Here is a 20,763-nt window from a genome sequence, read left to right on the forward strand (position 1 = left end):
TGATCTCCTTACAAAGTGGTTAATGCGGGATTGCCGCTCAATTGCTCCTCAATCACGGTTTTTCCAGACGATCCAAATCTTCTGCAAGTGCAGAAGCCTGGGCGAAGGCACGTTCTACCGCATGGATGCATCCCGGTCTCGTGGGAGCGCCAGTTCCGGCGTGCGATCCCGCTGCGGCTGTAGCCGAGCGGGGGACAAGTGCGGCTGGGTCACGACGTGCCGCTCCTGCGGATTTACGAAATGTATGTCCAGCTCGCGGAAGCGCTCGAGAATCCGCTGGTTAAAGGCCCGCTGCACTGGCCACCGCCCCTTGTCCAGCGTGCGTATCTGCCCGAGCACCGTGATCATCGCGCCATCAACCTGATCCACGCCCCAGATTTCCAGGTCCGCCAGAATAAGGTCTTTCAGTTGAGGATCGGCGCGCATTTCTTCGCCCACGCCACGGATAGCGGCAAACACCCGATCGACGTTTGAGTCCGCCTTGACACTGACGCGGACCGAAGCATTGCCAAGCCCGCGGTTGGTATTGGTCACGGTGGAAACTGAACTGAACGGCACAACGTGGAGAGAGCCGTCCGGCGCGCGCAGCCGGACGGTCCTGATCGATAGATATTCCACCGATCCGGAAACGTCTGCGACGGTGATGAAATCCCCGACCTGGATGGCATTTTCCATCAGCAGAAAAATGCCGGTGATGAAATCCTGCACCAGTTTTTGCGAGCCGAAACCCAGCGCGACGCCAATGATGCTGGCCCCAGCCAACAGGGGCCCGATGTTGATGCCCAGCTGGTGCAGCGCCGCGAGCAGCACGACCATTCCGATGACGAAGAACAGGCAGGCGCGCAGCATCGGCACCAGTGTGCGCAGGCGCGCAGCCCGCGCAATGTCGCCCTCCTCCGACCATAGCTCGATACGGTTACATACCGCCTTGTTCAGCGCTTCCCACGCCGCCAGCGCCAGCATGCAGGTGACCGCGATGGTGACAAGCGCTGAAGCCAGGCGTCGGCCGACGGAGCCTTCCTCGAACCATGAATGCGTATCCACGCCCCACACCTGCAACAGCAGGATCAACGCGACGATGCCGATTATCGACGAGACCGCGCGATACACCAGCATATGATAGGTCGTTTTGGGCTCCGCCTCCGGCTCCAGTTCGCCCGGGGGGCGCTGTCCGAGTTGCTGCTGCATGTTCTCGCGGTTGCTGATGAAGGCGCGGTCAATCGCCCCCAGGACGAAGATCGATACCAGGCTGGCTACGACGATGACCGCGGCCGACCAGCCAAATACATGAAGCACGTGCTGAAAACCGTTTTCGGTTCCGGCCGACCACAGCAGCCAGGCCGCGGCGATCAGAAAGGTCGCGACAAAAAGCCAGCTATCGGCCAGCATGCCGCGCAACCCGGACACATCCTGCCCGTCGCCGGCCCTGCCGCGAATGGCGGCCGCAGTCGCCTCCCGGCTGCGAAAAATCATGATCAGCAGCATCACGTGCACGGCCAGCGCCACCAGTTTCGTCAGCGTGTCATGAGTGTTTTGCGTTGCGCCGGTTTCCAGGGAGATGTCCGCGGTAGCGGTGCCGAACACCGCGACGACGACGACCCATCGCAGCCAGCGATACAGGAAAGCCGCCACCCCATCGCTGATGTGCATCAGCCGCAGCCCCTGGCCTAAGGGTGACGCCATGAGCTGAATCACGCTCAGCACGAAGCGTGTGGTTGCATAAGCGCTGACGGCCACAAGGGTCGGACCGTAAAAAGGTGCGGAGCGGCCGCCGGCCGCGTTCAGCAGTACGATCGCCACCACGAAAAAGACCACCAGCGGAATGAGTCCCAGCACCCAGTGGGCGAACGCGAAAGGGAGCCGTCGCAACAGGCTCCAGTGACGGTCGGCGGCGCGCGTCTCGGGCACAGCTTCGGCACGATGCCGACCCTCCGGCGCCGCGGTGCGGGCGGATTCTATTTTTTTCTGGTCGATTGCTGCCTTCCGGGCCGCTGCCCGATTCTCGACCAGTTTGCGTAGCCGCGCGAGCACTCGCCGCGCCAGCCACTCGGCCAGCAGGGCTCCGGCCAGCGTCAGGATCACCTGCCACAGGGCATCCAGCACGACGGCGCGGCGTTCCGGCACCCCGAGGTTATACTGCCACCATTCGCCGACCGTTCTCACCTGCAGAAACATGCGCCCGGTCAACCGCAGTTGATCCACAACCGCATCCAGCCGGGTCACGATCAGATCGAATACCTGTGCCACCAGTCCATTCTCGGTCAACTCGATCGGCAGCGACGCCTGCTCTCCTGTCGATCGTCTCTCCGCGGCACGTGGCGGCGACGTAACGGGAGCGCTGGCCGAAGCGCTCGCCGGGGCGGTGGCTGTGGCTTGCGCGATCGCGGCGAGTGTTTCTTCGAGCTCAGTGCGCTTCTTTACGTCCTGAAGAATCGAAAGCGCGCGCTGGGCCTGTGCTGGCGTGACGGGCGGCGGGGACGCGGAAATTTCCCCACCGGTCCCCTTGGTGACTTCCTTCGTGACTTCGTTTGCAAGCGCGTCAGGGGGCGTCACTGTGGCGAGTGAAAATGCCAATGAAAACGGAGCCAGAATCGCGGCAAAAAGGTTCATTCGAGAAAACATGGGCAACTGGAGAAGAGGGGAATACCTTCACGGGCAGCCGACGGCGCTTTGCAACTTAAGCCGGCAACCGGTTCTCCGAAAAGTAATGGATGAGTATGAATGGGGATGATGCGCCCCTGGCACCCTGGAGTCAGTGCGTTGGCATACATTAAAGAACCAATGGACGTCCGCCAGGGGCGCGTCGCTGGCAGACCCGGGTCGAACCTTCCGGCTTGAGCCGCTTGCGCATCGACCGGATACCCGTCCGGCGGATAAGAATCCCTGGCATGACCAAACGAGGCACTGTAAGCTTTGTACGATATGGCACAGACCTTCCGGTGCATTGTTGGCAAGCTGGCCTTTATGGATGGGGTGCAGTTAGTGCTTGGAAGGCGACTGCCTCGGCTCAAGCGCCATGAGCGCCATGGGCGCCAGGATACGTAACGACACACGTCACGACAGATAACTATGCAGCAAGAAGATTCCCTGTGGTACAAGGACGCTATCATCTACCAGTTGCACGTCAAGACGTTCTTTGACAGCAACGGTGATGGTATCGGCGATTTCGCCGGCCTGATCTCCAAGCTCGACTATCTGCAAGAGCTGGGCGTGACTGCGCTCTGGCTCCTTCCGTTCTATCCCTCGCCGGGACGCGACGACGGCTACGATATTGCCGATTACCACAATGTGCATCCGGCCGTTGGCGATATGGCAGACTTTCACCGGTTCATCAATGAAGCCCATCGGCGGGGCCTGCGGGTGATTACTGAACTGGTAATCAATCACACTTCGGATCAGCATCCCTGGTTCCAGGCAGCGCGGCGTGCGCCCCCCGGATCGCTCAAGCGCGACTACTACGTCTGGAGCAACGACAATAAGAAGTACAGCGGCGCGCGCAGCATTTTCACGGATACCGAGGGCTCCAACTGGCAGTGGGACGAGGAAGCCCAGGCCTACTATTGGCACCGTTTTTTTTACCATCAGCCGGACCTGAATTTTGAAAATCCCCACGTCTTCAACGCCATCATGCATGTGATGCGCTTCTGGCTGGATGCCGGCGTGGACGGGATGCGGCTGGATGCGATGCCGTACCTGTGCGAGCGTGAAGGCACCAACTGCGAGAACCTGCCGGAGACGCACGCGGTGATCAAGCGCATGCGCGCAGAACTGGATGCGCACTACCCCGATCGCGTGTTCCTGGCGGAAGCCAATCAATGGCCGGAGGACGTGCGCGAGTATTTCGGGGAGGGCGACGAATGCCATATGGCCTTCCACTTTCCGCTCATGCCCCGTATGTACATGGCCATCGCGCGCGAGGACCGCCATCCGATCGTGGAGATCATGGAACAAACCCCGGACATACCCGAAAACTGCCAGTGGGCAATATTTCTGCGCAACCACGACGAACTGACCCTGGAGATGGTCACCGACCGCGAGCGAGATTACCTTCACCAGACCTATGCGGTGGACCCACTGGCCCGCCTCCACCTCGGCATCCGCCGCCGTCTGGCCCCTTTGCTGGAAAACGACCGGCACCGCATCGAACTGATGAATCTGCTGCTCGTGACCATGCCCGGCTCACCGATTCTCTATTACGGCGACGAGATCGGCATGGGGGATAACCTTCAGCTGGGCGACCGCAACGGCGTGCGCACCCCTATGCAATGGCTGGGCGGAGTCAATGGGGGGTTTTCAACCGCGGATCCGGAATCGCTGTTCCTTCCGCCCATCGTCGATCCGGTGTACGGCTTCGCCGCAGTGAATGTGGAAAGACAGCGCCACAACGCATATTCACTGCTCAACTGGACGAAACGCGTCATCGCCGTGCGCAAAGCTCACCGCACCTTTGGTCGGGGCACGCTGCGTTTTCTGCGCCCCGGCAACCGCAAGATCCTCGCCTATCTGCGCGAATACGAGGGCGAAACGATCCTGTGCGTAGCTAATCTTTCCCGCGCGCCTCAGGCGGTGGAGCTGGATTTGAGCCAGTACAAGGGCAGGGTGCCGGCTGAGTTGATGGGGCGCAGCGCCTTTCCCCCAATCGGCGCCCTGCCGTACCAGCTCACCCTGAGCGGGCACGGCTTCTACGCCTTTCGCCTTGCTACCGACGTGACGGCGCCCGTGTGGCATGAAGAGCCCCAGGTGTTGCCGGATCTCGCCGTACTGGTACTGGTCGAGAGCGGATGGGGCACCCTGGCCGGGAACCACGCGGAAAGCGGACCGAGGAACCAGCTGATGGTCGAACGCGCGCGGGTGCAGCTTGAGCGTGAAATCCTGCCGCGCTTCTTCAGCTCCCAGCCATGGTTCGCAAGCAGGCCGGACGTGGAAAAATTCGAGCTTGGCGAAACGCATGAATGGGTGACGGAGCATGGCAGCTGGCTCCTGGCCATCGTCATCCTGACGCTTGCCAGCGGCGAGACATATCGTTATGCAATGCCGCTCGCACTGGCGTGGGAAGACGAAGGCGAGAGCCGCCTGATCCCCCTGCTGCCTGCGATCCTGGCCAAGGTACGGAGCCGGGCCCGAATGGGCGTAATGTTTGACGCGTTCTGGGACGATGCTTTCTGCCGTACCGTGATCTCCAATATGGAGACGGGCGCGTCATTTGCGTTCGAGCGGGGACAGGTGCGCTTCCATGCAACCAGCGCTTTTCCCGGCGTCGTAGAGGAAGGGGGTGCGACCAACATAACCAGAACGGTATCGGAACGGGGCCGCCTGCTGGTGAACCTGGGTGATCGGCTGATATTGAAGGGTTACCGCTGGCTGCTCGCCGGCGTGCACCCGGAGCTGGAAATGTCGCGATTCCTGACCGAGACCGCGAACTTCACCCACATTGCGCAGCTCGCCGGCACCGTCGAGTACGTTGATGCCGAGGGGCAGTGCTCGACGCTAGCCATCCTGGAGCAGTACGCCGAGAACCAGGGCAGTGCCTGGGTCTATACCCACGACTATCTCGCACGGTACCTGGACGACTACCGCACAAGGCAAAAACGTCCCATCGATGCGCGCCACGCGGTTTACACGACGCTGGCGAAAACTCTGGGGCTGCGCACGGCCGAGTTTCATCAGGCGCTCGCGCAACCGGACCCGGCCGGCGCCTTCGGGATGGAACCCATCACCCTTGACGATACCGCCGAGTGGGTGAACAGCATGCGCGCGCAGATGGACCAGATGTATACCTTGCTGGAGGCCGAATGGCCCCTATTGTCCGAGGCAGCGCGAGCGGCCGGCAGAGACCTGTTCGCGGCCCGGCCACGGTTCTACCGGCGCATCATGCGTACGGCCGCGGCCGGCACGGTGGCCATGAAGGCCCGTTGCCACGGCGATTACAATTTGCGCCAGGTATGGCTGTCAAACAATGATTTTCTGATCACGAATTACGGCGGCGGTCCTGAGCGTGCCTGGCGGGAACGTCGCTGGAAACATACGCCGCTGCGCGACGTGGCAGGCATCCTCGTTTCGTTTTCGGAAGTGGCTGCAGCCGCGCTCGCGCACGTGACGACCGAGTATCCCGAGTCAGGCCCGATATGTCAGGAGCAGACGGATAACTGGAATGCGCTGACCACCGGCGCTTTCTTGAAGAGCTACCGCCGGGCGATGAAGGAACACTCATTGTTGCCTTCCAACCCGGCGACAGTGGATGCACTGGTTACGCTGTTCATGGTGGAAAAGGCGGCTGCAAGCCTGAGCAACGCGCTATCGCAACCATCGAGAACGGTCGAGATGCCGATTCGGCAGCTGCTCGGCCTGATGCGGCGCAAACGGTAGAAAGCGACGTGCAGATCCGAGCGCATGACATGCCCTACGGGGCGCAAATGACAGACCAGGGGGTGCGCTTCCGTCTGTGGGCGCCCAGTTGCAAAGCGGTGACGCTTTGCCTTACGAGCAAGCAGGCTGACGGGCAGCATGAACAAGTACTGCCCATGAACGGGGGTGCCGGTGCCTGGTTCGAATTGACGGTCCCGGAGGCAGGTGCGGGAACGCGCTACCGGTTCGAGGTGACTTTGCGGGTTGATGAGGGGCCAGATGGCAAGATTCGTGTCCCGGACCCCGCCTCCCGCTTCAACCCGGAGGACGTGCATCGTGCGAGCGAGGTGATCGACCCCGCCGCCTTTGCCTGGCAGGACGCGGCATGGCGCGGACGCCCCTGGGAAGAGGCAATAATTTATGAGCTGCACGTCGGCACGTTCTCGCCCGAGGGAACCTTTGACGGCGTGACCCGGCGACTGGATTACCTCGCGGAGCTAGGGGTTACCGCCATCGAACTCATGCCCGTGGCGGATTTTCCCGGCGCCCGAAACTGGGGTTATGACGGCGTACTGCCCTATGCCCCGGATAGCCGCTACGGCCGCCCGGAGGATCTGAAGACGTTGGTCCAGGCGGCACACGCGCGCGGCCTGATGGTTCTGCTCGATGTGGTCTACAATCATTTTGGACCGGAAGGGAACTATCTCCACCTTTACGCCAGGGAATTCTTTACGGAACACCACCACACGCCATGGGGCGCGGCGATCAATTTCGATGGCCCCGACAGCCGGCAGGTGCGCGAGTTTTTCATCCATAACGCGCTCTACTGGCTGCAAGAGTATCACCTTGATGGCCTGCGCCTCGATGCGGTGCATGCCATTATCGACGACTCCAGCCAGCATTTTCTGGTCGAACTGGCCGAGCGCGTGGGCGCAGAGATCGACCCGCAGCGTCACGTGCACCTGATCCTGGAAAACGATGCCAATCAGGCGCGCTATCTCGGACGGGGCGGAAATGGGGGGCGTGGTGGGCGGTACAGTGGCCGGGATGGTGGGCGGCACGATAGGTATACGGCACAATGGAATGACGACATCCACCACGCCCTGCACGTGCTCGCGACCGGGGAGAAGGATGGGTACTACGCGGACTACGCGGACGATCCGATGCGCCACCTCGGGCGCTGCCTGGCCGAAGGGTTCGCCTATCAGGGACAGGTATCAGCCTACCGCGACCATGCGCCGCGCGGCGAGGACAGCGCTCATCTGCCCCCCCAGGCCTTCGTATCCTTTCTGCAATGTCACGACCAGGTTGGCAATCGGGCATTTGGCGAGCGGATCACGCATATAGCCCAGGATGTGGCGGTCCGCGCTGCGGCATCCATCTACCTGCTGGCACCGGGCATTCCCATGCTGTTCATGGGCGAGGAATTCGCTGCCCCCGCGCCTTTCCTGTTTTTCTGCGACTTCGGCGCGGAGTTGCGCGACGCGGTGACGCAAGGCCGGCGGCGGGAGTTCGCCCGCTTTGCGCGTTTTGCCGATGCCGGGACACAGGCGGAAATACCGGACCCGAATGAAGAAAAGACTTTTCTTGTCTCAAAGATAGACTGGGATTCTCTCCATGAGGAGGCGCACGCTGGCTGGCTGGGCTATTACCGCGACCTTTTGAAGTTGAGAAAGGACTGCATCGTCCCCCGCCTGGCGGGGATGGGAGGCCACTCTGCGCGCTTCGAAGTATTTCCTGCCGGCGTCCTGAACGTTGACTGGCGCCTGGGTGACGGTTCCACCTTGCGGTTGCTGGCGAATTTTTCGGACCGGATCATACGCCGCGCCGCGGCCGCCGCTCAGCCGGAGACGGTGTTTGCCTCCTCGGTGGAAGCCGGCACAGGGTTGCTGGCTCCCTGGGCCGTAGTGTGGACGCTGGAGCGGCCAGCCCCCATCCCCGGCCCCGCACCTGCCGCCACCGCCGAGGGTGGAGCAAGCGATGTTCAATAAGATACTTTGTTCCCGAACCCGGCGCCCCGGGAAAAACGACAGGAAAATCCGGGGAAACCCAAGGGAAGAGCTTGAACAATCCGCTTGATCAACTGTGCAATCTTTATGGTGTGCTGCCGGCTTACAACGATATCTGGGGAAACAGCCACCATGCCTCTGCGTCTTCCAAGGCCGCCCTGCTGGGCGCGATGGGCGTGCCGGCAAACAGTGAGGATGAGATCGCGGCGTCGCTGCACGCTTTTGAGCGAGGTCGGTGGGAAAATCCCCTGCCGCCGGTACAGGTGCTGCGCGAGCCGCTACCTGAGCCGCCAACCGAGCCGCCAACTGAGCCGGCTCAGCCATATCATGTTCCCTATCGTGTCGCGGTTACTCTCCCGGTCACCGAGGATAAGGCAACCTATCGCTGGCATCTGCGCCGGGAATCCGGCCGTGAGGACTGGGGCGAATTCATCCCGGGGAGAATGGAAGAGGTCGAGCGTGGACAGTTGGATGAGCAGCAGTTCGTTCGCCGCACGCTTCCCCTGAATCTCATACTCGAACAGGGCTATCACCACTTCGCCATCGAGCGGGCGGACGGCCGCGGCGTCGCCGGTGAGATGCAGCTCATCATCGCTCCGGCCACCTGCTACCAACCCCCGGCAATCCAGGGGCAAGGCCGCACCTGGGGCTTCTCGCTCCAGCTCTACGCGGTACGCTCGGAGCGAAACTACGGCATGGGAGATTTAGGAGATCTGCGCCGACTAATCGAGTTTTGCGCCGAAGGCGGCAGCAGCACGCTACTGCTAAACCCGCTCCATGCGTTATTCCCCGACGCGCCGGAGCATGCGAGTCCTTACAGCCCCTCAAGTCGCGCCTGGTTCAACTCGCTTTACCTGGACGTGGAGGCCATTCCCGATTTCACCGAATCCGAAGAGGTGCGCTCCCTGGTGCTTGCGCCGCAATTTCAGGCGCAGTTGAGGGCCCTGCGTGCGGCAGAACAGGTGGATTACCGCGGCGTGGCCGACGTGAAGAGCAACTTGTTCAACCGTCTGTACCGCCATTTCCGCGCTGTCCATCTGATGGAAAACACGGATCGTGCACACGCTTTTCGGGCATTCCAGTCCGAGCACGGCGAGAGCCTGCGCAAACAGGCGCTGTTTGAAGCTCTCCAGGAACATTTTCGTGCGCAGGATGACGCGGCGTGGGGCTGGCCCGTTTGGCCGGAGCCCTGGCGCGATCCCGGCGGGCCAGAGGTAGCGGCGTTTTGCGAAGCCCATCTCGACCGCGTGGAATACTTCGAATACCTGCAGTGGCAAGTCTCCATTCAGTTGGCCACGGTCGCGAGGCGTTCGCGGGAACTGGGGCTCGGGGTGGGGGTAATGCTCGATCTTGCGATTGGCGTGGCGGAAGGCGGTGGCGCCACCTGGACCCGTCGTGGACTTTACGCGCTGGACGCGAGAGTCGGCGCCCCGCCCGACGACTTCAACCGTCTCGGCCAGGATTGGGGGCTGCCGCCGTGGATACCCCATCAACTCACCGCGCTGGCATACGCCCCCTTCGTCGAAACGCTGCGGGCCAACATGCGCCACTCCGGGGCGCTGCGCAAAGACCACATCATGGGCCTGTACCGCCTTTTCTGGGTACCCCGGGGCCGGTCCGCGACCGAAGGCGCATACGTGTGCTACCCGTTCGAAGACATGCTCGGCATTCTGGCGCTGGAAAGCCAGCGCAACAAGTGCCTGGTAGTGGGCGAGGACCTGGGCACGGTGCCGAACGAGGTGCGCGAAGCCTTGCAACCCATGAGGGTCCTGTCGACGCGGCTGCTGTATTTCGAGCGGCGCGACGGCAGACTGAAGCCCCCGCAGGAGTATCCGGTAGAGGCCGTGGCCGCGGTGACGACTCACGATCTTCCGACCCTGGCCGGTTTCTGGCAAGGGCTCGACATTGATCTGCGGGACCGGCTGCATCTGTTCCCGGATGAAGAGACCCGCCATCGCCAGATCGTGGAGCGCGCGGCGGACCGCGCGCAACTATTGGTGGCGCTCGAGAGCCAGGGTCTCCTTCCGCCGGGAGCGGGAGTACATCAGGTCGGCTTCCCGGAACTGACGGCAGAGCTTGCCGCAGCAGTGTACACCTATCTCGGGCAAGCCCCGTCGAAGCTGCTGCTGGTCCAGATGGAAGATGGCTTTGGCGTGCGCGAACAACCAAATCTCCCCGGCGCCGACAATGCCGCCTACCCCTCCTGGCGGCTCAAGCTACCCCTCAACCTCGAGGAGTGGCCCCAAGGCCCTTATCTGCAAGGCATTCTGCGGGCACTCCAGGGCGAACGCCCGGTGGCGCAGACGCCCGGCTCCGGCGTCGAGCCTCCACAACAAGGAATCAAGCTGTCGATTCCGCGCGCAACTTACCGCCTGCAACTGAATCGCGACTTCAACCTGAGCCGCGCCGCGCAATTGATTCCTTACCTGGATGAGCTGGGCATCAGCCATTGCTATCTCTCGCCCATCCTCAAGGCGCGCCCCGGCAGCCGGCATGGGTACGATATCACCGACCACACAAGCCTCAATCCGGAGGTTGCAAGCCTCGCCGACTTTGAAGCGTTCTCCGCAGCGTTGAAGGCGCGCGGAATGGGCCAGATCCTGGACGTGGTGCCCAATCATATGTGCGTCACGGGCGCCGATAACGGATGGTGGCTCGACGTGCTCGAAAATGGTCCTGCGTCCCGTTTTTCCGGCTACTTCGATATTGACTGGTATGTAACCGGAGAACACGTGCCGGGACACGTGCTGCTGCCCGTGCTCGGCGACCACTATGGCGTTGTCCTGGAAAATGGCGATCTCAAACTTGCGTTTGACGGCGAGCAGGGCTCGTTCAGCGTCTTCTATTATGAGCACCGGTTTCCGATAGACCCGCGTGAATACCCGCGCATTCTCGGCTACGGCCTGGAACGCCTGGAGACGCGCATGGGCGAGCAGCATCCGGGTTTCCTCGAGCTACAGTCCCTGATGACCGCATTCAGTCATCTGCCATTGCGGGACAATGTTTCCCCCGAGGCCGTAGCCGAGCGAGGGCGCGACAAGGAGATACACAAGCGCCACCTGGCGTCGCTCTGTGCAATGAGCCCCGACATTGCGCAGTTCATCCAGGAGAATGCGTCCGTGTTCAATGGCGACGGGCCGGATGGCGCCAGGAATCTCGACCTGCTGCACAACCTTCTGGATGCCCAATCCTACCGCTTGGCTTTCTGGCGCGCGGCTGCGGACGAGATCAACTACCGCCGCTTTTTCGACATCAATGAGCTGGCGGCGCTGCGCATGGACAACCCCGAGGTGTTCGAGAGCACCCACCGGCTGCTGCGCGACTTGCTCGCGGCGGGGCACGTTGAGGGTTTGCGTATCGATCATCCCGACGGTTTATACGCGCCAAAGGAATACTTCGAACGCCTGCAAGCCATGGCGGCGGCGTTTTCTCCCCGAGATCCCGGAAAGACCGGGGATGACGCCCAGCCGCTATATATTGTGGTGGAAAAAATCCTTGCTTCCCACGAGCATCTTCCCCAATCGTGGCCGGTGCATGGCACCACGGGCTATGACTTTGCGGCTATTTCTACCGGCCTGTTTGTCGATACCCGCACCGAGGAGCATTTCACTCGTGTTTACCGGGGGTTTGTGCGGGTACGAATGGATTTTGACACAATGGTGCGGACGAACAAGCACCTCATAATGGAAACCGCCCTGGCGGGCGAATTGCAGGTTCTGGCCACGCAGCTCGCGCGCATCGCCAAGGGCGATCGCCACACCTGCGACTTTACCTTCAACAGCCAGCGAAGCGCGCTGGCCCAGGTGGTGGCGAACTTTCCGGTTTACCGTACCTATGTTTCCGGTTGCGAGAGTTCCGCGGAAGACGCCCGCTATGTAAACTGGGCTGTAGGGATCGCAAAGAAGCGCAGCCAGGCGCCCGATCCAAGCATCTTTGATTTCATCCAGGACGTGCTGCTGGCCCGGCGGGCCAAGGGCAAGGACGAAGCCTACCGGGATGCTGTATGCACCTTCGCCATGAAGTTTCAGCAGTACACCAGCCCGGTAATGGCCAAGGCCGTAGAGGACACGACCTTCTATCAGTACAACCGGCTGGTGTCACTGAATGAAGTTGGCAGCGAACCACACCGTTTCGGCATCTCGCTGGCGGCGTTTCACCGCGCGAACCAGGCGCGGGCGACGCGTTGGCCCCATGCGATGCTGTCCACCTCAAGTCATGACAATAAACGATCGGAGGACGTGCGGGCGCGAATCAGCGTGCTCTCCGAAATGCCCCGCCAATGGAATCTTGTCCTTACGCGCTGGCGCAAGCTCAACCGCCGCAACCGCCGCAGGCTGGATAAGGGGGGCCACGCGCCCAGCCATAATGACGAGTACCTGCTATATCAAACCCTGCTCGGCATATGGCCATTTGAAAAACCGGACGATGCCGCGCTGGAGCAGTTGGGTGAGCGCCTGAGCGCGTACATACTGAAGGCAGGGCGCGAAGCCAAAGTGAACAGCTCGTGGATCAATCCCGACACCGAATACGAGGCCGCAACGCAGGAATTTGTGCGCGCCCTGCTCTCTCCGCAGCCCACGAATCTGTTCCTGTCCGATTTTCTGCCATTCCAGCAGAAAGTTGCGCGGCTTGGCGCATTCAACAGCTTGTCCCAAGTCCTGCTCAAGCTCACCGCGCCCGGTGTACCGGACATATATCAGGGCAACGAACTATGGGACTTCAGCCTCGTGGACCCGGACAACCGCAGACCGGTTGACTACGACGCGCGCCGGACGGCCCTGCGAGCCGTCAGAACCATGCACGCGCAGGAGGGAGCAGCGGGATGCGCTCTACGTCTGCTGGACAACGTGGAGGATGGCCGGATCAAGCTCTATATCACCTGGAAGACACTCGCGTTCAGGCGCGAGTGCGAGCCGCTTTTCCGTCGCGGCGACTACGTGCCATTAAAAACGGTCGGCTCCCGCGCAGAGCACGTTTGCGCCTTCGCCCGGCGTAACGGGAACGAAATCCTGCTGGTCGCCGTCCCCAGACTGCTCGGCGCCCTGTTAGGAGAGGAACCGGAAGACAGAAGAATTCCGGTCGGCGAAAGCGCGTGGGGTGACACCTGGCTCGAGTTGCCGCCCGACCTGAACTCCACACACGAGCAATGGATCAATGTACTGACGGGCGAGACCGTGCCGATCCTGACCCTTATGGAGGGGGAAAAACGTGGACTCGAATTGGCCCAGCTTTTCCGGACGTTCCCCTATGCGCTGCTGAGGCCACATCAGCCGGAGGGATGAGGAGCTTGAACGGCGAACGTGAACCGTGCGCTGCCGTACCGAAAAATTTTAAGTAATTTCCTAGAATGGTGTCGTTGTTTCGCGAAAGTGACCTCGAGCGGTAGTGCGAGGGTGACCAGTAGCAGAGCGTTAAAAGCTCAGGTCACGTGGTCCCTTAAAACCTATTCTAGGAGAACTGTCATGGGCAGATACTTGATTGCCTGGATGCTGGGTGTACCCGCGATCGTTTTATTATTCATCTATCTCTTGTAAGACGAGCTTAACGGGATTACAGAAAACTGAAAGCTTAAAATCACAAACCCAGCCCTTCGGCTGGGTTTGCTATTTCTCCCCGATTTTCTGCCTTCTTGCGCCGCGCCATGAGCCCGATCGAACCCAACCCAGCGAGCATAATGGCGTAGGTTTGCAGTTCGGAAGCCCTGTAGCGACCACTTGTCCGGCATCAAGTAAGCGCCTATTGGCTACGGGCAGGTATTCAGGCCCGCCGCTGAAGCAGCACGAACGACCGCTGCACGACCGACAGCGTAGCGCCGGCTTCGAGCGCGGCCCCATCCTCCGACCATCCTTCCGCCGTATCGAACACTTTCACCCAGCCCATGCCCCAGCGGTTGGGCGGCAGGATGAAATCCACGTCTTCGAAGTGCGCGTTGAAGATCAGGTAGAAACTGTCGTCCGTGACGGGTTCGCCGCGGGCATTGGGGTTGGGGAAGTTTTCACCGTTGATGAAAATCCCCAGGCTCTGCACCACCCCCCCTTCCCATAACTGCTCGCTCGCCTGCTCACCGCACGGATCGAACCAGGCGATGTCGTCCTTGCCCTCGCCATGAATAGCCTGCCCCTGGAACCAGCGGCGGCGGCGAAAGACGGGGTGAGCGCGGCGGAACTGAATCAAGCGGCATGCGAAGTCCCGCAAGTCCTTATCCACATGATCCCAGTCCAGCCAGGAGATTTCATTGTCCTGGCAGTAGGCGTTATTGTTTCCCCGCTGGGTGCGCCCTGCCTCGTCCCCCGCGACCAGCATCGGGACACCCTGGGACAGCATCAAAGTGGCCAGAAAATTCCGTTGCTGCCGGGCGCGAAGGGCGAGCACATCTGGATCGCTGATAGACCCCTCGACGCCACAGTTCCAGGAACGGTTGTCGTCGCTGCCATCGCGGTTGTCCTCGCCGTTGGCCTCATTATGTTTCTCGTTGTAGGACACCAGGTCGCGCAGAGTGAAACCGTCGTGCGCGGTGACGAAGTTGATGCTGGCGAACGGACGGCGCGAATTGCCCGCGTAGAGGTCGGGGCTGCCGGTGAAGCGATAGGCGAACTCGGTCAGGGTGGGTTCCTGCGTCCGCCAGAAGTTTCGTATGCAGTCGCGGTACTTGCCGTTCCATTCGGACCAGCCCGACGGGAAATTGCCAACCTGATACCCCCCTTCGCCTAGATCCCAGGGTTCGGCGATCAGCTTCACCTGGTTCGTGACCGGATCCTGCTGGATGATATCGAAAAAGGCGTTCAGCATCTGTACCTCGTGCAGTTCGCGCGCCAGGGCCGAAGCCAGGTCGAAGCGAAAGCCATCCACGTGCATTTCCAGCACCCAGTACCGCAGTGAATCCATGATCAGTTGCAATACGTGGGGCTGGCGCATGTTGAGGCAGTTGCCGGTGCCAGTGTAATCCCGGTAGTAACGCCGGTCCTCCATCAACTGGTAGTAATAGGCGTTATCGATCCCGCGCAGGCTCAGCACCGGACCCAGGTGGTTGCCTTCGCCGGTATGGTTGTAGACCACATCGAGGATAACCTCAATACCGGCCTGGTGCAGCCCCTTTACCATCTGCTTGAACTCCGCGGCGGCGGCGCCCGGCCGCTTGTCGGCGGCATACGCGCCATGCGGAGCGAAGTAGCAGATGGAGTTATAGCCCCAGTAGTTGCTCAACCCCTGGTCCAGCAGGTGCTTGTCGTTCGCGAAATAGTGCACCGGCATCAGCTCGACAGCAGTGACGCCAAGTTTCTTCAGGTATTCAATCGACTCGGAATGGGCTAGTCCCGCATATGTACCGCGCAATTCGGGCGGAATGTCGGGGTGGCGCGCAGTAAAACCCTTTACATGCGTCTCATAGATGATCGTTTCGTTCCAGGGCCGTTGCAACTGACGATCGCCAGTCCAGTCGAAGAAGGGCTGGTGGACGATGCAGCGGGGCATAAAGGGTGCGCTGTCCCCGCCATTGGCTGCGTTGGGATCGGCATTGAAATGGTAGGGAAATACAGCTTGGTCCCACGCAATATCGCCATAGACGCCCTTTGCATAGGGGTCGAGCAGGAGCTTCCCGGGATCGCACCTGTTGCCCTGCTCCGGCGCCCATGGGCCGTGCACGCGGAAGCCGTAGCGTTGCCCCGGTTCCACGCCGGGGAGATAGCCATGCCAGCAGTGGCCGGTGACCTCCGGCAATGCCACCCGCGTTTCGCGGCCTGCCTCATCGAACAGGCACAACTCGACACGCTCGGCCACTTCCGAAAATACCGAAAAGTTCGTCCCCGCGCCATCATAGGTCGCGCCAAGCGGATACGGGGTGCCGGGCCAGACTTTCATTCGAAGGGCTGGCCCCAGGGCCTTGAAGACTGCTCACATCGCATGAAGCAATGATAACAGTGTTCAACGGCCGTGTTGAGTCCCTCCGCGTCCGGTTCCCTCGCTCTCTAGACCTGCGGGGGGTCTGTCTCCCTGGCGAAATGACGGTGGGCGGCGATTGCTTCCACGAACTGCGGCAGGACATCGTCGAAGTTCTCATCCTGGAAGTAAAGCACGCCCGAATCCAGCTCGCCGGAGGGAAGCACGAGCTTTACGCCTGCCCGCTCTGCCAGCGCCCTGCCATTGCCCAGAACCAGGATCGGCTTGCAATGACGGTATTGCTGGCCGATAAATTCGAGCACCGGGCCTGTGCTGGCCAAGACTCTCATGTCCTCGTGTCCGCCGGGCACCACCAGGGCATCAAAGAGCACGGAAGGCATGGCCTCTACCGTAACATCCACCTCGATCTGATTCCCATCCGTGCTTTGGACCCGTCCCAGCCGAACGCCGACGAAACGAGGCACCGCTTCCTCCCTGGCAAGCCCGGCATGGATCGCTCTTGCTCTCGCGCCGTTCACCCCGTCGGCAACCAGAATGGCGACCCTGCGCATGCGGATATTGCGTTCGCCGGGCCGGGCAAAAAGCGAGAGCGCGGGAGAGGATTCGACCTCGGGTACGACGCGCGTTTGCAAGGCTTTAGGCTGGGCCGGCGGCAGGTCGATGCCCAGTCCCAGCGCGACCGCTTCCGCGAGCTCCAGGGAAACGTTTACCAGCACCGACACCATGCGCTGCCGTATCGCCGGGGTTTGCACCCGCGTCAACTCGAAGCGGAAAGCCCTGATGATGTGCGCCTTTTCCACGGGCGTCTGGCTGTTCCAGAACAACGTTGCCTGGGTGTAATGGTCCGCGAAACGCTCGGGACTGCCGCGCACCTTGTCCCCGGCCAGGGGCTCGCGATAGGAGGAAAAACCGGCCGCGCCCGCCTGGAACGGACATCCGCCGCCGAGAGAATTCGGCTCATAGGCAACGCGTCCCCGGTTGATGGCTTGCCGGTGCATGCCGTCGCGCTGGTTGTTGTAGACTTGCGCGACCGGCGAATTGATGGGGATTTCATGGAAATTGGGCCCGCCCAGCCGCGAGATCTGGGTATCCACGTATGAGTGGATGCGGCCGGCCAGCAAGGGGTCGTTGGTGAAATCGAGCCCGGGAACGATATGCGCGGCGCAGAACGCCACCTGCTCCGTTTCAGCGAAAAAGTTGTCCGGATTGCGGTTGAGAACCATCTTGCCCACGGTCCGAACCGGAACCAGCTCTTCCGGGATGATCTTAGTGGCGTCGAGCACGTCGAAGCTGAATTTTTCCGCCTGTTCCTCGGTAAAAATCTGCATGCCCAGCTCATATTCCGGAAATGCCCCGCACTCGATGGCTTCCCAAAGATCGCGACGGTGAAAATCCGGATCGGCACCGCTGATCTTGACCGCTTCGTCCCAGTCAAGCGAATGCGTCCCTGCCAGCGGACGCCAGTGGAATTTCACGAAGTGCGAGCCACCATCCGCCGCAATCAGGCGGAAAGTGTGCACGCCGAAACCCTGCATCATCCGGTAGCTGCGCGGTACCGCCCGGTCCGACATGACCCACATCATCATGTGGGCCGATTCAGGCATCAGCGAGATGAAATCCCACAAGGTGTCGTGCGCGGTGGAGGCTTGCGGCATCGCAAAATGGGGCTCGGGTTTGGCTGCATGCACCAGGTCCGGGAATTTTATCGCGTCCTGGATGAAAAACACGGGAATATTGTTTCCCACCAGGTCCCAGTTACCTTCGTCAGTATAGAACTTGACCGCGAAGCCCCGCACGTCGCGGACAGTATCCGCCGAGCCGCGCTCGCCGATCACCGTCGAGAACCGCACGAAGACGGGCGTCTTCTTGCCCTCTTCGGCAAACAGCGTCGCCCGGGTGTATCGCTCCAGCGACTCATAACACTCGAAATACCCATGGGCCGCAGAGCCACGCGCATGCACGATGCGCTCGGGTATGCGTTCGTGGTCGAAATGCGTGATCTTCTCGCGCAGAATGAAATCCTCCAGCAGCGCCGGGCCGCGCAGCCCCGCCTTCAATGAATGCTGGTTGTCCGCCACCGGGACCCCCTGATTGGTGGTCAGCGCGCGGCCGCTCGAGTCTGCGCGTACCCGGTCAAGCGACTCATTGGTGGCATTGAAGCCCAGTTGCGGCTCCCCCATGCCGGTCTTGTCGGAACTGGTGTCCTCGGTCAAGGTGCTGCCGGTCGCGTTCGGGTCGGATGGTTCCACTGTTTGCCCTTTTTCCGGTGCGGGGGAGACCTCGCCATACTCAAGCGCCTTGTTGGCGTTGTAGGGCATGGCCGCGGCGAGTTCCTGAGCTGCCGCGAGCTTTGCAGTGAACTCGTTTGCCGGCGTTCCGTCCGGGCGTGACGGGCCGCTCACGGTTGAGCGATTGTCATTTTCATTAGCAGTTTCCATAGTGATCCTTTCAAAAAGATGAATTGAACTGGCAGGGTTTAGCTGGATAAGCAGGGTTTACTGGGGTGCGTTTGCTGAGGTGCGGGTAAGACCCTGATGATGAGGTCTTTTTCTGTCGCCTTCAGTGCGGCATCGAACATACCTCATCAGCATCGTGAATACGCGCGCGCGTCCTTCCTGTCCGTCGCATGCAGAGACACCACGCCTGGCTTTGTGCCTTGCCGTACGGAATCCAGCTAGCGCCGGGCATATGCTTCGATCACCGTGCAAGAGAGTGACCGTTAAAGAAAGCGCGCGAGCATCCATTCCAATCCTGTTCATGTTCGCGAGTTATTGAAGAGATAAACATTAAAGATAAAGCGAGCATAACAATGTCAGCCGTGCCACCCCCGCGCAATCCACCTTCCCCCAGCCGCGGCCAGAACGACAATTACGGCCGCGACCTCAATGGCGGCAAGGACTGCCTGATCATCGGCGGAGGACCGGCGGGGCTGACGGCGGCGGTTTATCTCGCCCGCTTTCGGCGCAAGGTCGTGGTGATCGATAGCGGGTGCAGCCGCGCGTCGCTTATACCCGCAAGTCACAATTGTCCCGGCTTTCCGGACGGGGTCGGGGGTGAGGAACTGCTTGAGCGTCTCCGCTGCCAGGCGGCGCATTACGAGGTGGAGATCGAAGCTGCCGAAATCTCGGCCCTGAAACGTGAAGGAAATGTATTCGAAGCGATGCGGGCTGGAGACGGCGGAGGTTTCCTCCTTGACGATTTGCCTGCGCTTCGCGCATCCACGGTTCTGCTCGCAACCGGCACCGCCGACGTCGTGCACAACATTCCCAACTGGACCGAAGGCGTTCGACGCGGCCTGGTTCGTCTATGCCCGATTTGCGACGCGTATGAAGCGAGAGACCAGGCAATAGCGGTCATGTCGAGCTCGGCCAGGGATGGCGTAAGCCATGCCTTGTTCCTGCAAACCTACTCACGAAAAATCACGCTTATATACATGGGCGATACCACGTTCCCACCAGCAGAGCGGAAAAAGTTGCGGCAGGCGCGAATCGATGTGATCGAGGATGCGCAGGCGGAAGTGTCGATAACCGGGCAGCCCCGGGCAGCGATCCGCCTTTCAGGCGGGAAAGAAGTCTTTTTCGACGTCATCTACCCAATGCTGGGGGAGAGCCCGAGATCGGAGCTTGCCATCCGACTGGGCGCCAGGCGCAACAAATGTGGAAACCTGATCGTCGACCGCCATCAGCGCACGACCGTGCCGGGGTTATATGCCGCCGGCGACGTGGTCAATGAATTGAGCCAGATCAGCGTCGCCATGGGCCATGCCGCCATTGCCGCGACCGACATACACAACTGGTTGAGCAAGGGTCTGGGGGTCTGACCGCCTGTTACGCATCATTGGCCCCGGCCGCCCAACCTTCATGGCGCCTTCGGAACCGCTCTGGCGATTGAACCCGGAAGCGAGCGCCATGAGGTCACCCTTACTGCGCAGTCTTATACCCGGACGGGGGCCAGAGCAACTTGATTTTCCTGTTCTGCCCTTTTACAAGCTTCAGCTCCCGATGAAGCGTGACCGACTCATGGGTGGCGTATAGGGAATATCTGTCCGGAGCAAGCCTTATCAGCATATAAGGCCCTTCCGCGTTCGCCTCCAGCACCACGTTTCCCCATTTGTCCTTGATTGTGACCTTCGCATCGCTGATGTACTCGGCACGCGGAGTATCAGCCTGTACAAACTCAAGCATCAATGGCCACGAACTTCCTTCCTTCTTTATCGCCTCGGATTCGTCCAGGCCTATTCCTCCCGTCATGAATTCCGTTTGGCCCTGCGACTGAACCGGCGGCAGCGAGGGGCTTGCAGCCGGAGAACCCGCTGCGGGCTCATCCGCCTCGGCGAAACCCGGAGTGACGACAGCACCAGCCAGAATCAAGGCCAGCATCATTTTTCGAACAAATTTTATAGGGTGCATATGATGAGTCTCATTTGAACCGGTTGAGCTATAAGGCGGGTTTTCCGGAACAGACCACGGCGTTCGTATAAAAGCGCAATAAAAAGCGAGGAAGCGCGATGCGA

Annotated in this window: 9 protein-coding genes; 4 read left to right on the forward strand and 5 right to left on the reverse strand. The window is 61.0% G+C overall.

Features of this window, described 5'->3' with window-relative positions:
- Nucleotides 1-114: 114 nt before the first annotated feature.
- Nucleotides 115-2,610 carry a mechanosensitive ion channel domain-containing protein gene (locus R5L00_RS15230; protein WP_317652627.1) on the reverse strand — a complete coding sequence of 832 codons (2,496 nt, stop codon included), beginning with the start codon at nucleotides 2,608-2,610 and terminating at the stop codon, nucleotides 115-117.
- A gap of 459 nt (nucleotides 2,611-3,069) precedes the next feature.
- Here R5L00_RS15230 and treS point away from each other — a divergent pair, with 459 nt between their 5' ends.
- From treS to R5L00_RS15245, 3 genes are read left to right on the forward strand one after another with little or no spacing between them, the layout of a single operon-like run.
- Nucleotides 3,070-6,366, forward strand: coding sequence for a maltose alpha-D-glucosyltransferase (gene treS / locus R5L00_RS15235; protein ID WP_317652628.1), 3,297 nt, complete (start codon nucleotides 3,070-3,072; stop codon nucleotides 6,364-6,366).
- Between the two features lie 47 nt (nucleotides 6,367-6,413).
- The gene (gene treZ, locus R5L00_RS15240) at nucleotides 6,414-8,336 is read left to right on the forward strand and encodes a malto-oligosyltrehalose trehalohydrolase (protein ID WP_317652629.1); all 1,923 of its coding nucleotides are present in this window, start codon (nucleotides 6,414-6,416) and stop codon (nucleotides 8,334-8,336) included.
- Complete coding sequence (locus R5L00_RS15245; RefSeq protein WP_317652630.1) at nucleotides 8,255-13,636, forward strand: malto-oligosyltrehalose synthase; 5,382 nt, start codon at nucleotides 8,255-8,257, stop codon at nucleotides 13,634-13,636. Before treZ ends, R5L00_RS15245 begins: the two co-directional genes overlap by 82 nt.
- Nucleotides 13,637-13,928: 292 nt before the next feature.
- Here the strand turns inward: R5L00_RS15245 and R5L00_RS15975 are convergent, their stop codons facing one another.
- The 3 genes from R5L00_RS15975 to R5L00_RS15255 all read right to left on the reverse strand — a co-directional run bounded on the left by R5L00_RS15975 (nucleotide 13,929) and on the right by R5L00_RS15255 (nucleotide 18,688).
- The gene (locus R5L00_RS15975; RefSeq protein WP_411555569.1) at nucleotides 13,929-14,027 is read right to left on the reverse strand and encodes a hypothetical protein; all 99 of its coding nucleotides are present in this window, start codon (nucleotides 14,025-14,027) and stop codon (nucleotides 13,929-13,931) included.
- Nucleotides 14,028-14,111: 84 nt separating this feature from the next.
- A complete protein-coding gene (gene glgX / locus R5L00_RS15250) occupies nucleotides 14,112-16,211 on the reverse strand; it encodes a glycogen debranching protein GlgX (RefSeq protein ID WP_317652631.1) in 2,100 nt (699 codons plus the stop codon).
- Between the two features lie 107 nt (nucleotides 16,212-16,318).
- The gene (locus R5L00_RS15255; protein ID WP_317652632.1) at nucleotides 16,319-18,688 is read right to left on the reverse strand and encodes a catalase; all 2,370 of its coding nucleotides are present in this window, start codon (nucleotides 18,686-18,688) and stop codon (nucleotides 16,319-16,321) included.
- A 371-nt stretch (nucleotides 18,689-19,059) separates the two neighbouring features.
- Between R5L00_RS15255 and R5L00_RS15260 the strand changes: the two genes are divergently transcribed.
- Entirely contained in the window at nucleotides 19,060-20,070 is a 1,011-nt protein-coding gene (locus tag R5L00_RS15260; protein ID WP_317652633.1) for an NAD(P)/FAD-dependent oxidoreductase, read from the forward strand.
- A 100-nt stretch (nucleotides 20,071-20,170) separates the two neighbouring features.
- Here the strand turns inward: R5L00_RS15260 and R5L00_RS15265 are convergent, their stop codons facing one another.
- Entirely contained in the window at nucleotides 20,171-20,659 is a 489-nt protein-coding gene (locus R5L00_RS15265; protein WP_317652634.1) for a hypothetical protein, read from the reverse strand.
- Nucleotides 20,660-20,763: the final 104 nt, after the last annotated feature.

The sequence above is a fragment of the Nitrosospira sp. Is2 genome, from assembly GCF_033095785.1.
Lineage (GTDB): Bacteria > Pseudomonadota > Gammaproteobacteria > Burkholderiales > Nitrosomonadaceae > Nitrosospira.